At 62.1% G+C, this 16,136-nt stretch carries 11 protein-coding genes; 2 read left to right on the top strand and 9 right to left on the bottom strand.

The window, feature by feature from the left end; translation table 11 throughout:
- Positions 1-28: 28 nt before the first annotated feature.
- From ACVWYF_RS18905 to ACVWYF_RS18895, 3 genes are read right to left on the bottom strand one after another with little or no spacing between them, the layout of a single operon-like run.
- Positions 29-868, bottom strand: a complete 840-nt coding sequence (locus ACVWYF_RS18905) for an SDR family oxidoreductase (RefSeq protein ID WP_457070944.1) — start codon at positions 866-868, stop codon at positions 29-31.
- Complete coding sequence (locus ACVWYF_RS18900) at positions 861-1,856, bottom strand: NAD-dependent epimerase/dehydratase family protein (protein ID WP_457070942.1); 996 nt, start codon at positions 1,854-1,856, stop codon at positions 861-863. Before ACVWYF_RS18900 ends, ACVWYF_RS18905 begins: the two co-directional genes overlap by 8 nt.
- On the bottom strand, positions 1,856-2,548 hold the full coding sequence (locus ACVWYF_RS18895; RefSeq protein WP_457070940.1) for a TIGR04283 family arsenosugar biosynthesis glycosyltransferase: 693 nt from the start codon (positions 2,546-2,548) through the stop codon (positions 1,856-1,858). Before ACVWYF_RS18895 ends, ACVWYF_RS18900 begins: the two co-directional genes overlap by 1 nt.
- A 247-nt stretch (positions 2,549-2,795) precedes the next feature.
- Here ACVWYF_RS18895 and ACVWYF_RS18890 point away from each other — a divergent pair, with 247 nt between their 5' ends.
- Both ACVWYF_RS18890 and ACVWYF_RS18885 read left to right on the top strand, forming a co-directional pair.
- Positions 2,796-3,596, top strand: coding sequence for a DUF547 domain-containing protein (locus ACVWYF_RS18890; RefSeq protein ID WP_457070937.1), 801 nt, complete (start codon positions 2,796-2,798; stop codon positions 3,594-3,596).
- A complete protein-coding gene (locus ACVWYF_RS18885) occupies positions 3,586-4,254 on the top strand; it encodes a DUF6134 family protein (RefSeq protein WP_457070935.1) in 669 nt (222 codons plus the stop codon). Before ACVWYF_RS18890 ends, ACVWYF_RS18885 begins: the two co-directional genes overlap by 11 nt.
- 53 nt (positions 4,255-4,307) lie before the next feature.
- Here ACVWYF_RS18885 and ACVWYF_RS18880 read toward each other — a convergent pair whose 3' ends face one another.
- From ACVWYF_RS18880 to ACVWYF_RS18855, 6 genes are all read right to left on the bottom strand, one after another.
- The gene (locus tag ACVWYF_RS18880) at positions 4,308-5,771 is read right to left on the bottom strand and encodes an alpha-amylase family glycosyl hydrolase (RefSeq protein WP_457070933.1); all 1,464 of its coding nucleotides are present in this window, start codon (positions 5,769-5,771) and stop codon (positions 4,308-4,310) included.
- Between the two features lie 51 nt (positions 5,772-5,822).
- Positions 5,823-7,928 carry a glycoside hydrolase family 97 protein gene (locus ACVWYF_RS18875; protein WP_457070930.1) on the bottom strand — a complete coding sequence of 702 codons (2,106 nt, stop codon included), beginning with the start codon at positions 7,926-7,928 and terminating at the stop codon, positions 5,823-5,825.
- Between the two features lie 151 nt (positions 7,929-8,079).
- On the bottom strand, positions 8,080-9,453 hold the full coding sequence (locus ACVWYF_RS18870; protein WP_457070928.1) for an alpha-amylase family glycosyl hydrolase: 1,374 nt from the start codon (positions 9,451-9,453) through the stop codon (positions 8,080-8,082).
- 59 nt (positions 9,454-9,512) lie between these two features.
- Positions 9,513-10,709 carry a T9SS type A sorting domain-containing protein gene (locus ACVWYF_RS18865; protein WP_457070926.1) on the bottom strand — a complete coding sequence of 399 codons (1,197 nt, stop codon included), beginning with the start codon at positions 10,707-10,709 and terminating at the stop codon, positions 9,513-9,515.
- Positions 10,710-10,916: 207 nt separating this feature from the next.
- Complete coding sequence (locus ACVWYF_RS18860) at positions 10,917-12,563, bottom strand: RagB/SusD family nutrient uptake outer membrane protein (protein ID WP_457070924.1); 1,647 nt, start codon at positions 12,561-12,563, stop codon at positions 10,917-10,919.
- Between the two features lie 23 nt (positions 12,564-12,586).
- Positions 12,587-15,664, bottom strand: coding sequence for a SusC/RagA family TonB-linked outer membrane protein (locus ACVWYF_RS18855; RefSeq protein ID WP_457070922.1), 3,078 nt, complete (start codon positions 15,662-15,664; stop codon positions 12,587-12,589).
- Positions 15,665-16,136: the final 472 nt, after the last annotated feature.

Genomic DNA, 16,136 nt, shown 5'->3' with positions numbered 1-16,136 from the left:
CTACCGGCGCGGCGGCACTTTCCGGCGGCTATTCGTAGAAACGCCGCATCCGCCGCATGGTGGACAGCACCACCCAGTCGCCCAGCTTCGGCAGGTAAGTATGCACCAGCACAATGATGCGGCCCAGGGCCGAAATGACGGTGCGCTGCCGCCGCTTACGCACATGCCGCACGATGATGGCCGCTACTTCGGCCTGCGATTTTTGCCAGCGTGGCGGGCGGTGGGCAATGGGCACGGGCCGGCCGGCCGCGTCCAGCACGCGCTTTTCGGGGTCGTTCTGGGTGAAGCCGATGTGAACCACGCCGAAATGAATGCCGGTATCGGCCAGCTCTAGCCGCAGGGTGTGGGCCAGGTTGGCCACGGCGGCCTTGCCGGCGCAGTAGGCCGAGCCGCTGGGCATGCCATTGAGGGCCGAAATGGAGGAAATGAACGTGACGCTGCCCCGCGTGCGCGTCAGGTGCGGCAGGGCCGCTTTGAGCGGGTACACCGAGCCGTATACGTTGCTATCGAGCACCTGCCGGAACACTTCGGGAGCCATGTCGGCGAAGTAGGCCCGCATGGAAATGCTGGCGTTGGTTATCAGAATATCGACTTGGCCGAAGTGGTCGAGGGCCGTTTGCACCAAGCGCTCGCAGGCGGCGTAGTCGGTCACGTCGGCCACGCAGGCGGCTACGGTGTGGCCGACGGCGGCCAGGGTTTGGCGGGTCTGTTCCAGCCGCTCGGCGTTGCGGCCGTTGAGGACCACGGCGGCCCCGCTTTCGCACAGCGTGCGGGCCGTTTCGCGCCCAATGCCCGATTCTGAGCCGGTGACAATGGCCACCTTGCCCGCCAACGGACCAGTCCGGCGGGCCGGAGTTGAATCAAACATAATGGTTGGTTTTAAACCAGTCGAACGCCTCGGCCACAGCCTGCCTGATGGACGTTTGGGGCAGGGCCAGCTCCTGGCGGGCCTTCTGCACGTTGAAATAATGGCCGTCGTTGGCCACGGCCGCCATGGCCGCATTCAGCTGCGCCGGGCGGCCGGTGAGCCGTGCCTTCAGGTCGCAAATATCGCCGTAAAGCACCGCCAGCCCGGCCGGCACGGGCCAGCGCGGTGGCCGAACGCCCAGCACGCCCGCCATCAGCCCGAAGGCTTCGCGGTAGCTCAGGTTTTCATTGCCGAGAATGTAGGATTCGCCCACGCGGCCCTGCGTGAGGGCATTAACGGTGGCCGTGGCCACGTCGCGGACGTACACGTAGTTTTTGCCGCCCGGCGGATAGCCCGGCAGCTTTCCTCGCAACAGCTCCAATAACAGGGCGTTGGACGTGGGCTTGGCATCCTGCGGGCCAAGCATAAAAGTGGGATGCACCAGTACGGCGGGCAACTGCTCCTGCGCCACGGCACGCAGCACGAGGTCGGTAGCCGCGCGCTTGCTGTCCATGTAGTCGAGGCCGTAGCGCTGGCCGGCGTAGGGCCGGGTTTCGTCGCCGGGGTTGGCCTTGGGGCCGAAGCCGAAGACGTTGGCCGTGCCCACGTACACCAGCCGGCGCACGCCCGCCCGGCGGGCCAGCCGCAGCACGGCCTCGGTCCCACCGAGGTTGGCGGCCCACACGGCGGGGTGGCGGGCCGGGTTCACGCGGGCCAGGGCGGCGGCGTGGATAATGGCCCCGCAGCCATTGGCCGCGCTGGCCAGGGTGGCGGGTTGGGTGAGGTCGGCTTCGTGGTATTCGACGCGCCAATCAACCGGGAACGGCGCGGGCGTACCGGGCCGCAGCAGCGCCCGCACCGGGTAGCCGCGCTGCCACAACTCGGCCACGAGGTGGCGGCCCAGAAAGCCGTTGGCACCGGTCACGAGCACGGTTTCGGGTATGCTCATTAGTAGGTGTTGAGCATGGCTTTGTAGGTGCGGGCAATGCGGCACGGGGCCACTTTGAGGAAGTAGAGCGAGAAGGCCGTCAGGTTGGCCAGCTGCACGCGCAGCCAGCTGTTGTTCTGGTACTTGCGGGCAGAAACCAGCACGTCCTGCGGCACAATCAGGAACGAGGCCACCCGCCGGATGCGCTGGATAATCTCGAAGTCCTCCATTACCACAAACCGCTCGTTGAACCCGCCCAGCTGCTCAAACAGCGCCCGCGTGATAAACAGCGTCTGGTCGCCGCCCCGGCTCATAATCCCTTTAAAACGGGTCCCGTAGCTATTAATGCGCAGCAGCAGATTCGCCGAATCGAACCGAAACCGGTAGCAGCCGGCCGCATAGCCCTGCCCCACGGCCTGGCCGATGGTGGCCACGTAGCCGGGGTGAATGCTTACGTCGGCATGCACGAAATAAAGCACGTCGCCGGTGGCGTGGGCGGCCCCGTGGTTCATCTGAGGCGCACGGCCGGGCTTGGGGGCCAGCAGCACGGTGGCCCCGGCCTGGCGGGCCAACTCGGCGGTGCCGTCGGAGCTGTGGGCATCCACCACCAATATTTCTACTGCGCCGGTGGCATCGTGGCGGCGCAGCTCGGCTACCAAGCGGGCAATGTTGGGGGCTTCGTTGAAGGTGGGAATGATGACGCTTAATTTCATAGTAAGGGAAGGGACGAGGGCGCAATTTCTGCATTTTGCTGCCCTCGCGCCCTGGCATTTTCCATGTTTACGCAAGTGCCGCTGCTGGAAGTTTGAAATGGGCAAAATCTTTGTTCCACCAGCGGTGGGGCTGTCCGCTTCCGGAGCTCGTCAATCGGCGCAGCTTTATTTCTCGTATGGTGTAAAGTAACGGGTCGCGTTGCGTCTATTGCCGCAGCAGCTGCCTGCTCCCAATTAATCCTTATTCATGAAAACCACCCGTCCTGTCACCCTCGCCCTGCTCGGAGCTCTGTTTTTGGGCGCCAATGCCTTCGCGGCGGCTCCGCCCTACCCATCGACCAACCCGCCGGCTACCGCTGCCAGCCCCACCGCCGTGGACCACGGCAGCTACGACAAGCTGCTGAAAAAGTACGTGAGCGCCAAAGGCCTCGTCAACTATAAGGGCCTCAAGGCCGACCAGCAGGCGCTCAACAGCTACCTCGACATGCTCAGCAAAAACGCGCCCGCCGCGTCATGGAGCAAGGCCGAGCAGATGGCGTTCTGGATTAACGCATACAACGCCTACACCATCCGCCTGGTGCTCGACCACTATCCTATTTCGAGCATCAAGGATATTGGTTCGAAAATTAAGATTCCCTTCGTGACCACGCCTTGGGCCATCAAGTTTTTCAGCATCGGCGGCGAGAAAATGAGCCTTGACAACATCGAGCACGGCACGCTGCGCAAGAAATACAATGACCCGCGCATTCACTTCGCGCTGGTGTGCGCGGCCATGACCTGCCCGCGCCTGCGCAACGAGGCCTACACGGCCGCTAAGCTGGACGCTCAGTTGGACGACCAGGGCCACGACTTTCTGAACAACCCGGCCAAGAACAAAATCAGCGCCGCCAGCGCCCAGCTTTCCAAGTATTTTGATTGGTACAAGGGCGACTGGGACAAGAACGGCCAGTCGGTGGAAAAGTGGGTGAACAAGTATTCCAGCACCAAAATCGACGCCAAAACCAAAATTTCCTTCCTCGATTACAATTGGAGCCTGAATGAGCAATAGGCCCTACCGGGTACAACTCCGCGCCGGCCAGCTACTGCCCCTGTTGTGGCTGGGGCTGGCCGGCGCGGCACACGCCCAGGCCCTGCCGGGTACAACCCCGCGCCCGGCCGCCCCCCCCGAAACCCGCCACTACGCCATTGAGGTGGCCGGCCTACGGGTGGGCACCATGACGGCCACGCGCCAGCCTCAGCCCGGCACCACCGAGGTGGTTTCCACGCTCATCAGCGACGTGCAGGTCACGTTCCTGTTTTATCACCTCAAGATTTACTACAAGGTCACTAACCGCGTGCGGGGCGGCCAGTTGCTGCTCTCCACCGTGGACGCGCACACCAACCAGGGCGATTTTTCGTCCCGCACCGAGTGGCTGGGCGACCACTACGCCATCCGCGCCGACCAGTACAAGCACCACTACCAAGCCACCGAAAAGCAGCCCATCACCTACACCGTGACGGACATGTTTTTTGGCGAGCCCGGCAGCCACGCCACCGCTTTCGCCGAATATTTCGGCGACTATTTCACCGTGGCCCGCGCGCCCGATGGCACCTACCGCGCCCACCGCGACGGCCGCGAAGACGAGTACCACTACGCCAACGGCCAACTGGTGACGCTCATCAAGAAGAACCCGCTGAAGAACTTCGTCATCCGGCTGCTGCCATAGCTGCACTCAGGATGACAGGCGCTCAAGGGAATGATTAACCAGTTTTTATTAAGCTATTTAGTCAGCACGATGTAGCCATAGGCGGGCAGCAGCAACGCGCTCCCCAGCGTGACCGGGCTGGCTTGCAGGGCATTGGTCCAGGCAGTGCCGGCGAAGCCGGGAGGCAGTGCGAAGGACGTAGCCGAGTTGCGCGTATTGACCACCACCAGCGCCTGCGACGTGCCCGAGGCTTTGGTGAAGGCGCACACGTTGGCGGTACTATACGAGGCGGTGGGCAGGCCGTGTTGCAGGGCCGGGCTGTCGGCGCGGGCTTTCAGCAGCTGGCGGTAGAGGCGCGTCACCTCGGGGTGGGCATTCCAAATTACTTTCACGCCGGTGAAGGGGAATTTGATGGCCGTGCTCATGCCCACTTCCTGGCCGTTGTAAATCATGGGCACACCCTTGTAGAGCGCGGCGATGACGAAGGCCGACATCGCGCCCGCGTCGCCGCCGAACAGCGCCACCGGGGTGCCATCGGAGTCATTCACGTCGTGGTTGGTGATGTAGCGCACCACCTGCTGGGTGCTGCCGTTGGTGTCCACGTATTCGCTGCTGTTGAAGGCATCGAAGTTGGTAGCAGGCTGCCCGTTGCGGTACACGTTATAAATACCGCCGTAGAAGTTGAAGCCGAAATTGTAGTCGAAGCCTGCGGTGTAGTTGCTGCTGCGGCTGCCTTCGGCCAGCAGCAGCAGCTTGTGGGTTTTGATTGTGCGCAGCGTGTCCACGGCCTGCTTCCAGAAGGTGGAAGCGGCGATGGTGGGTGCGTCGGCATAGTCGCAGCGGAAGCCGTCGACGTTGGCCGTAAACACCCACGATTTCATGGCCGAAATCATCTCCGCGCGCATGGCCGCGTTGTTGAAATCGAGCTGGGCCACGTCGGTGAATGGGGTACCGGGCGGGCTCTGAATAACGCCGCTTTTTTGCAGGTACCAGTCGGGGTGGGCGGTTATCCAGGCATTGTCCCAGCTAGTGTGGTTGGCCACCCAGTCCAGCATCACGGTCAGGCCCCGGGCGTGGGCGGCGTCCACCAGCGTGCGCAGGTCGGCGAGGGTGCCGAATTCGGCGTTCACGGCGCGGTAATCCTTCACGGCGTAGGGTGAGTTGGCCGTGTTATGCGTGCCAGCGGCCGGGCCGCTGGGGTAATTAACGGTTGCTCCCACCGGGTATATCGGCATCAGGTACACCACGTTCGCGCCCAGGCTTTTCATGGAATCGAGCCGGGCCGTGACGCCCGCAAAGTTGGCGCTTTGGCTGAATGCCCGCATGTTCACCTGATAAATCACGGCATCCTCGCGGTTGGGCACGGCGGTGAAGGGCATGCCGTACTGCGGATTGGTGGGAGTCGTCGGCGTGGTGGGCGTCACGGGTGGCACGATGGGAGCCGGGGCCACAGGCGTGTCTTTTTTGCAGCCCGCCAGGAAGCTGGCGGCCAGCACCAAAGCCAGACTGTTCTTAACTAAAATACGACGAATAGACATTTAGGAAATCTTTTAAAAGGACGTAACAATAGTGTGCCTGAGCGCGGAGAATTATTTCTTAACTGGCTTGAAGCTGACCGCCGCGCCGCCGCCGGGGGCCAGCTGCAAGGTCAGGCCCGATTTACTGGTGACCACCTGCTTGGTGATGCGGTAGGCCGTGGGGTTTTTCTGCCAGTCGGCCCCTTTGCCATCGGCATAGATGGTGGCCTCGTAGCGCTGGCCGGGCATCAGAAAATCCAGCTTGATGGGCTGCCGGCGGGCATTTTCATCGGTGATGCTGCCGAGGTACCACTCGTCGCGGCCCTTGGCCTTACGCACGGTGGTGAGGTAGTCGCCCGGCTCGGCGGCCAGGATGCGGGTATCGTCCCAGTCCACGGGCACGTCTTCGATGAACTGGAAGGCGTCGAGGTGCTGGTTGTAGTTTTCGGGCAGGTCGGCGGCCATTTGCAGGGGCGAGTACATGGTCACGTACAGGGCCAGCTGCTTGGCCAGGGTGGTGTGGACCAAGCGTTTGCCCGTCGGCTCAAAATGCTGGAGCTTGAAGATGCCAGGCGTGTAGTCCATCGGCCCGCCCATGAGGCGGGTGAAGGGCAGAATGGTTTCGTGCTCGGGTGGGTTGCCCTCGCTGAAGGCGTTGAACTCGTTGCCCCGGGCGGCTTCGCAGGCCAGCCAGTTGGGGTAGGTGCGCGAGAGGCCGGTGGGCCGCACGGGCTCGTGCATGTCGACCATGATGTGATAATCAGCCGTTTTTTGGGCCGTTTGCACGTAGTGGTTCACCATCCACTGGCCGTCGTGGTGCTCGCCACGCGGGATGATTTTGCCCACGTAGCCGGTTTTCACGGCGGTGTAGCCGTGGGCATTCATGAAGCGGTAAGCGGCATCCTGGCGGCGCTCGTAGTTGGTGGCCGCGCCGCTGGTTTCGTGGTGCATAATGATGTTGACGCCCTTGCCGGCGGCGTAGCGCTGCAATTCGTCCACGTCGAAATCGGGGTACGGCGTCACGAAGTCGAACACCTCCTCTTTCCAGTTATTGGCCCAGTCCTCCCAGCCCACGTTCCAGCCCTCCACCAGCACACCGGGGATGTGGTGCGCGGCCGCAAAGTCGATGTATTCTTTCACATGAGCGGTATTGGCCATGTGGCGGCCGTTGGGCTTGAGCTTGCTCCAGTCGGTGCCGGCCAGCTTGATGTTGAAGGTATCGGCGTAGTTCCAGCTGCCCCGGCTGGTCTGCATTTCCCACCACACGCCCACAAATTTCTGGGGCTTAATCCAGCCGGTGTCGGTGATTTTGCTGGGCTCGTTCAGGTTCAGAATCAGCTTGCTGGCCAGTACCTCGGGGGCCTTGTCGCTCACCACGATGGTGCGCCAAGGCGTGTGCTCCGGGGCCTGCAAATAGGCCTTGGCCCCCGTACCGGTGGCATCGGGCACGAGCTGGCTGGTGAGGCTGAGGCCCTTGGTGTCCACGTTCAGGAACAGGGCCGGGTAGTTTACCAGCGCGGCCTCGTGGATGTTGATGTACAGCCCGTCGTCCGATTTCAGCATCAGCGGCGTCTGGATGCGGTGGGCCGGCGCTTTCTCCTGAATGGCCGGAATGGGCGTGGTGTTCACCTCGCTCAGGCGGCTGGTGGTGTAGGCGTACTCGTTCGAGTCGTAGTCTCCGGGAATCCAGAACGCCTTGTGGTTGGCGGGCAGCCGGAACTCCGTGAATTCATCCTGCACCGTGAAGTATTGCAAGTTGGCTTGGCGCGGAAACTCGTAGCGAAAGCCCACGCCGTCGGCAAAAACCCGAAACACCACGTCCAGCTTCCGGCCATCGGCGGCGGGCTGGCGCAGGTGTACCGTGAGCTGCTGGTAGTGGTTGCGGATGTCCTTTACCTCGCCCCACACCGGCTGCCAGGTCTCATCCACGTCCCTGGTTTCGCTGCCCGTGAGCACCAGCGGGCCCTCGAAGCCCTTGCCATCGGCGAAAGCCAGTCCCAGCCGCGAGGGCGCAATCACGGTTTTCGGGCCGAAGGCCACGGCATAGGTGGGGCGGCCGTCCGTTCCCAGCGCCACCGTCAGGCTCACTTTATCGAGGCGGGCGGTGAGCGACGCGGTGGGCTGCGCGTGGGCCTGGAAGCCGGCCGTGAGCATCACCGCCAGCAGGAATTTTCTCATTGAGTTATGTATCAAGCGCAGTCTATAGCTTGTTAGGAGATTGTCAGCCCGTCATGCTGAGCTTGTCGAAGCATCTCTACCGCAATAGTAAATGGATTAGTTACGCGGTAGAGATGCTTCGACAAGCTCAGCATGACGTTCTATCGAACGGTTACTTTTTCAAAATTAGGTACTGATAGGGCTGTAGCGTGAGGCCGGACAGGCTGGCGGGCTGGTTATCGAAGGCGTTGCGCCAGCCCGTGGTGCCCATGCTGGCGGGCACCGGGTAGTTCACGGCCGCGTTGCGCAGGTTGGCCAGCACGAGCACCTGCTCCTTGCCCTCGGTTTTGGTGAAGGCGCACACGTCGGCGGTGCTGTAGGAGGCCAGTGCGCCGTTGCGCACGGCCGGGCTGCCGTTGCGAAATTTCAGCAGCCGCTGGTATTCGCGGGTCAGCGGCGGGTTGGGCGTCCAGTCAATGGGCTTGCGCGGCCCCATGAAGGGCACCCGCTCGGAGTAGCCCACTTCCTGGCCGTTGTAAATCAGGGGCACGGCCCGCATGTAGGCCGCTACCACGAAGGCGGCCATGGCCCCGCGCGGGCCGCCGAACAGCTCCTGGGGTGTGCCGTCCCAGGCGTTGATGTCGTGGTTGGAGGTGTAGCGCAGCATCCGGGCGTTGGCCGGGGCGTGGCGGTAGTTGGCGGTATTCACGGAGTCGATGAGCTTGACACTTTGGCCTTTGGCAAAAATCCGGCCCTTCATCACGTTCATAAACCCAAAGTCGTAGCACAGGTCGAAGCCGCCTTGCAGGTAGTATTTCTTCTTGTCGCCTTCGGCCAGCATCAGCAGCTTGTGCTTCGGGATGGCGCGCAGGTTGGCCAGGGCCTCGGTGAAAAATTCCTGGCTGGGACCGTCGGCGTAATCGAAGCGGTAGCCGTCGATGTTGGCCGCGAACACCCAGTAGCGCAGGGCCTGAATCATGGCAGCGTGTACTTCGGGTTTGGTCCAGTTAAGCTGGGCAATGTCTTTCCACTCGGGTATCGGGTTCGCGATATTGCCGGCGGCATCATGCACGTACCAGTCGGGGTGCTGGGCAATCCAGGCGTGGTCGAAGCTGGTGTGGTTGCCCACCCAGTCCAGCATCACGGCCAGGCCCCGGGCGTGGGCGGCGTCTACCAGCGCCCGCAAGTCGGCCAGCGTGCCGAACTCCGGGTTCACGGCCGTGTAGTTCTGCACGGCAAAGGGCGAATCGACGGCCCGCAGCTTGCCGATGGGAAAGATGGGCATTAGATACACCACATTCACCCCCAGCGCTTTGATGGAATCGAGCCGGGCCATCACGGCCTTAAAGTTGCCCGCCTGGCTGAAGCCCCGCATGTTGACCTGGTAGATGGTCGCGTCCCGGCCATCGGGCACGCCGGCAAAGGGCCGGCCGTACTGCGCGGGGTCTTTGGCGCGGGCCGGCGCGGCCGTTTGGCCCAGGCCCGGAATGGCGAGCGCCAAACCGGCCAGCACGCGGAGCAGAGTAAGAAAGGCTGTTTTTTTCATGAACAAAAAAATATCGGGCCAGACAGACGAGCCCTGCCCGATAGTCAATCATAAGCTAATTAGCGAGTTACTTCCAGTCGGCGGGTGGCTACTTTGTCGCCCACCTGCACTTTCGCCAGGTAAATGCCGGCCGGCAGGTCGGTCATCGAAACCTTGAAATCGTGGAAGCCGGCGGCTTGCTTCGTGTCCAGCAGCGTCCGCACTTCGCGGCCCAGCAGGTCGGTCACGCGCACGGCTACGGCCTGGGTGCCGCCCTGCACCTGGTAGGAAATGGTCGATTCGCCCTGCGCCGGATTTGGGAACACGCTCATGGCCACCACGGCGTCATCGGCCTGGCGGGTGCTGGTCACCACCACGTTGAGCGTGGCGGCCTGGGTGCCGGGAAACAGCGTAGTGTTCGTGAAGTCGGGCGAAAAGCCGATGTTGTTAAGGCCGCCCGTGGTGGTGCTGCCTTGGGTGCCGCCCGTCGTTTCCGGAATAATATCCGACGACCAGTAGGCGTCGCCGCTCACGTAGGCGGCGAATACTTTCACGATGGATGCCCCCGAGGGCAGGCCCAGCGAGGTGCGGTTGAACTCATATTCCAAGGCGAAAGAACCGGCCCCACCGCCATTGAGGTTGCCAGGATTGTCCATAATACCCGTCGCCGAGCCCTTATAAGCCACGCGGGTGCCCGCAAACAGGCTATAAACCCCCGTGGTAGAAGACGCCAGAATAGTACTGGCCACGCCGTCGCTGGTAATGGGGGCACTCAGCCCGTCACCCAGCGACTTGGCTACGCCCGTAGTAGCCGTGTATACGGCCGCCTGTACGTCATTATTGCCGGTAGTGGCAATGGCCGCGTCGGCCTCCAAATCCAGCTTGGTACCGCCAATAGTGCCTGCCGGAAAAGTGCCGAATACGGTACTGGCTCCCGCTATAGTAGGCAGCCCCGTGCCCACGGGCACACCGGTTCGGTTCGGTAAGTCCATGTAAAGCTGGAAGTTATTGCCCCCGGTTTCGATAGTGCCGGCCAGGGAAATATAAAGCTTGGTGCTGCTGTTGGCCCCGTACATGCGCAGCAGGCCAGCGTTTCCGAAACCCGTTGGGCCACTCGTCGCGTTGTGAGGCGTGCTAAAAGCGCCCAGCGAAACGTACTTGCCGCCAGCGCCGATTTCGCTGGCATTGATGACGCCGTCGAGCACAATCTGGGCGCGGGCGCTGAGCGTGGTTCCACCCAAGGCGGTGAGGAGAGCGAGGGTAAGCGTTTTTTTCATGAGTGAAAAGCTGAAAAAGTGAGTGGGAATTGAAAATGACGGGCCGGGGCGGGCTGCCCCGGCGAGGGGTTTCGGACTTAGTGCCTGGTGGTGCTCAATCAGCTGGCAATTCCCAATGCAGTCCGAGGTTCCCACCCGGTTTCCCACCGAGAGCGCCCCAGACACTAAGTCCCAAACCATGATGTAGTTGCGAGCCAGATTATTGGCTTAGTATCCCGGATTCTGCACCAGCGTGGGGTTGGCCACGATGTCGGTAGAAGGCAGGGGGTAGAGGTTGTATTTGGCATCGATGCCCTGGCCGGCTTTCACGCCGCCTTTCCAGGGCCACAGGTAGGTAGCGCCCGTGAATTTGCCGAAGCGGATGAGGTCGGTCCGGCGGGTGCCTTCCCAGTACAGTTCGCGGGCGCGCTCTTCGAGGATGAAGTCAGGGGCCGTGAGTTCGGCAGTGGTTATCTGGCCGTCGGTGGTGCCCGGGGTGTTGCCGTAGGCGCGGTCGCGCAGCAGGTTCACGTAAGCCAGGGCCTGGGTCTGGGTGCCGCCCCGGCCGTTGCGCAGCACGGCTTCGGCGTACATCAGGTACACATCAGCGAGGCGGAAGAGCGGGAAATCGGTGTCGACAAAAATCTGCTGGGGGTCGTTGCCGTTGGCCCCGGTCGATTTTTTGTTGCGCCACTTCGTCACCGCATAACCGTCGGTGAAGGCCGTCAGGTCGTTGATTTCCAGGTTCTGGCCGGCGGTAAAGAACATGGCCCGGGTATCGAAGCCATTGGCCGGCGTGGGGAATAGTAGCGGTAGGTTTTTGCGGGTGCGGTTGCCGGCCCAGCCGCTGTTTACGCCGAAGCCGGCGTTGAGCATCCGGCCGCCCACGGCGGCATGCACCAAGTAAGTAGTGCCGCCGTACACCTGCGACACCAGCCCGTCGCTTTCCAGCGGGAAGATGATTTCCGAGGCCGAGGTCACGTTGTTATCGGCCAGAAAAAGCAGCCGGTATTCCGGGGCCAGCGCGTAGCTAGGCTTGGTCAGGATTTTATTGCAGTACACCAGGCAGCTATCGAACGCGGCCGTGGTGGTGCGGCCCGTGTACACGTTACCGTTCAGGTAGAGCTTGGCGGCCAGCGCCCAGGCGGCCCCCTTGTCGGCGCGGCCGTAGGGCGCCTGGTGGGCAGCCAGCAGCGCCGGCTGAATGTCGCGCAGCTCCTTGGCGATGTAGTCAAATAGCTCGGCCCGCTTGATTTGCCGGGGCTGGAGCTGCTTGCTGGGCACATCGGCTTCGGTCACGAAAGGCACGTTGCCGTACAAATCGAGCGCGTGGGAATAGGCTACCGCACGCAGGAAGCGGGCTTCGGCCCGATAAATGCGGGCCTTGTCAGCATTAGCGCCGATGATGCCGCGGCTGCTGAGCTTGTCATCCGTCGTTTCCCGGATAAACTCGTTGCAGAGCGCAATGGTGTAGAAAATGCGGGTGTAGCAGTTGTTTATCAGCTCGTTGCCCGAAGTCCAGTTAGTTTTGTTCAGCTCCTGTAGCGGCGGGCTGTTCCAGGCCACCACGGCTTCGTCGGTGGGCAGCTCCTGCAGGTACCAGTAGGCGCGCAGATAGGCAGTTTCGCCCTCGTCCTTGCCTTGGCCGGCAAACACGTCGGGACTGCCCGAGTTGCCCGACAGGTTGAGCGAGGCGTAGCACTTGGCCAGCACCTGGATGTAGTTGGCCGGGTCGCGGTACACCGATTCGGTGTTCAGGTCGTAGAAAGGCTCGCGCTGCAAGTCCTTGTTGCAGGCCGTGAGCCCGCCGGTGAGCGCGGCCACCGCCACGGCAAATACAAGCCCGGCGCGGCGCAAAATGGGGTGGGATTTCATATCAGTAGGCAGCGTGAGGATGATTAAAAGCCGACGTTGACGCCCAGCGTCACGGTGCGGGGAAGGGGGTAGAAGTTGCTGTCGAGGCCGTTGGAGCGCTCCGGGTCGAGGCCCGAGTATTTGGTGAGCAGCAGCAGGTTCTGGCCGGCCAAGTTGAGGCGCAGGGTGGTGCCGGCGCGCAGCAGGCTGCCGAAATCATAGCCCACGGTCACATTCTGGAGGCGCACGAAGGAGGCACTTTCCAGGTTGATGTCGCTGTAGGGCTGCCCGTTAGCAAAGCCCGTGTTGTAGATGGCGGGCACCACGTTCGAGTTGAAATTGTGCGTGGTATTCAAGCCGTAGTAGTTGTTCTGGCCCGCCGCCACGTTGTTGTACACGTAGCCGCCCACGTTGGAGCGCACCGTGAAGGCTAGGCTGGCCTTGCCGTAGCTCAGGTTCGAGCCAAACCCGAAAATGGCACTGGGCGCGGGGTTCTTGCCGTACACCTTATCCTGCGGGTCGATTTTGCCGTCGTTGTTCTGGTCCACGTACTGCACCGTGCTGGTACTGGAAGTTAGGTCCTGCAGCGGCTTGCCGTTCTCGTACTTCTGCTGGTACAGGAAGAAGGTGTTGGGCGCGTAGCCCACGGCATTCACCTGCACAAACTGGAAGTTGCCAATGTTGCCCGTGGGCGTGCCCAGGTAGTTGGGGTCTTCGGCTAGCAGCAGCTTGGTAATCTTGCCCCGGTTCACAGTGGCGTTGAAATTCACGGCCCAGCTCAGGCGCTTGCCTTGCAGCACGTTGTAGTTCAGGGCCAGCTCCACGCCCCGGTTTTCGAGGTTGCCGATGTTAGTGAGCACCGTGTTGGAGAGGTTTGTCCCGGCCCGAATGGGCACCACGGCCAGCAGGTCGCTGGTTTTGCGCAGGTACACATCCACCGAGCCCGTGAAGCGGTTGTTGAAGAAGCCGAAATCGAGACCCGCGTCGTAGGTGTCGGTCTGCTCCCACTTCAGGTTGGTATCGTACGCCGCCGGCCGGAGGGTGCGGATGGTATCGGTGCCAAATATCTGGCTGCCAACCGGCGAGCCGAGGCTGTACTTGGCCAGATACGGGTAGTCGCCGGCCACGCTGGTGATGTCCTGCTGGCCCGTGCGACCGTAGCTCACGCGCAGCTTCAGGTCCGACACCGTGCGGGAATCCTTCAGGAAAGCTTCCTGATTGACACGCCAGGCCACCGAAGCCGCCGGGAAATACCCCCACGGATTGCGGAAGTGCGACGAGCCATCGGCCCGCACGGTGCCCGTGAACAGGTACCGGTCCCGGAAATTGTAATTGACCCGGCCGTAGTACGAAAGCAGCGTATACTGCGTCTTATAGGGGTTTTCAGCCGGCAAAACGGGGTTTACCCGCGAGCCGTCGGCCCGGTAGGCGAAGCGGAAGGGCGAATAGGTGTAAAAGTCCTGATACGAATAGCCCGCCAGCGCTTCCACATGGTGGTCGCCAAGCTGCTTGCTGTAGTTAAAATAGGCTTCCAGTAGCTTGTTGTTCTTTTCCTGGCGGTAAGAATCGTTCTGACCTTTGTTGGCAAAAGCGAGCGACGAAACGGCCGGAATAAACACAGTGCCATTGCTGCGCGAAAGGTCGTAGCCCAAGTTCAGGTTGGCGTGCAGGTCGGGCAGGAAGTGCAGCTTGTAATCAAACTGCACGTTGCCGATGCTGCGCAGCACCGTGCTGCGGTCGCGCTTATCGTTGAGGCGCGCCACCGGGTTGCGGTCGCTCAAGTCGTTCGGAATCGCGCCCGCTTTCCACTCGAAGTAGCCGTTAAAGCCGTCCGGGCTGTCGGCGTAAATCGGCTGCGTGGGGTCGAAGCGGGCCGCGCCGCCAATCGCGCCCTGGTCGGCAAAGCGGTAGTCGGCCCAGGTGCCTTTCGCGTTTACGTCAATGCGCAAGTGGTTGTCAAACAAGCGCGGCGACAGGCCAATGGAAGCCGAATTCCGCTTCAGGTTGCCGGTGCGCAGCGTGCCGTCCTGGTCGAGATAACCCACCGAAATGCGGTAGGGCATGTGCTTGGCGCTGCCGCTCAGACTCACGCTGTTATCCGTGGTCCAGGCCGTTTTGTAAATGGCGTCCTGCCAATCGGTGCTGGCCGGGCCCAGGTAGGAAGGCGTGGCAGCCGGAATGCTGCCATTGAGCTTGGCCTGCGCAAACAGCGTGCGGTAGGCGTCGGCGCTCAGCACGTCCACCTTGCCGTAGTTCGTGGCCCGCGACACCTGCGAACTGATGTTGACGTGCATCTTCTCCCCTTCCACCCCTTTTTTGGTGGTAATGAGGATAACGCCATTCGAAGCCCGCGAGCCGTAAATGGCCGTCGCCGAAGCGTCCTTGAGCACCGTGAAGCTCTCAATATCCTGCGGGTTCACCAGCGACAGCGGGTTGCCCGCCCCACTGATGCCCTGGTTATCCACCGGCACCCCGTCGATGACGATGAGCGGGTCGTTGCTGGCGTTCAGCGACGAGCCCCCGCGAATGCGAATCACACTGGCCTCGCCGGGCGCACCGCCGCCGGTCGTAATCTGCACGCCGGCCACCTTGCCCTGCACCAGTTGCTCGGGCGAAGTCACCTGACCCTGCACGAAGTCTTTGGTGGTCACGGTGGTTACCGCGCCGGTCACGTCCTGGCGGCGGGTGGTGCCGTAGCCCACCACCACGGCCTCGCTCAGGGCGGTGGCATTCTCGCTCAGGGCCGTCGCGGCCAACTGGGTGGTCTGCCCTTCCGTCACGGTCACCGGCACGCGCACCGAGTTCAACCCGATGGACGAGTACACCAGCGTGTGCGGCCCCGCCGGCACATTGGCAATGCTATAGGTGCCGGACACATCCGTCGAAGAGCCCAGCGTGGTGCCTTCCACAATGATGGTGACGCCCGGAATGCCTTCGCCCTTGGCGTCCACCACGCGGCCGGTTACCGTGCCGCCGGCCAGCATTTCCGCGCCGGCCAGCGGGGGCATCAGTGCCGCCGGGTGCGCCAGCGCGGCGTTCAAAACAAAAGCGCCCAGCGCCGAAGTCAGCAACGATTTTCGGAGCAGCCGGGAAGTGAGCAGAGGAGGTAACGAGTGCAGCATGGGTGGGATGTTTGAGGTGGCTAATCGTAGTGCTGGCCGCTCGCTGCCGGGCAGCGTACTGGCCAATGGCCGCGAAGCCCTCCCCCCTGCCGAACCACGCCCAGAGCCATCGACTCAGGCAGTTTGCAGCAATCGTTTGGGGGAGCTTGCCGGGCAAAACTATGGTCACCTCTCACCCCCTGAAATTTGTCAAACCGCAGTATGAAAAATATTAACCCGCCACACGATTCAACCCCTCATTTATAAGCGTTTGACTTATAAAACACCAGCCAAAATATTAGCCTGATATAGCTGTTCTAGTCCCCATTTTCCATAAAAAAAGGAGCCTTGGCCCCACAAAACAACCTCCCAAGACCTGCTTGTTCACGCCCAAAAAAGGCACCCGTTTTCGTTGCCCATACCCCTCCAACGCCAACCCCGCATCCTGCGACAGGTCAATAATCCGGGCCTGCAAACTGGGGTGTGTGCTTAC

The organism is Hymenobacter sp. UYAg731 (assembly GCF_054061335.1).
This window is presented reverse-complemented; position numbering and strand designations above follow the sequence as displayed.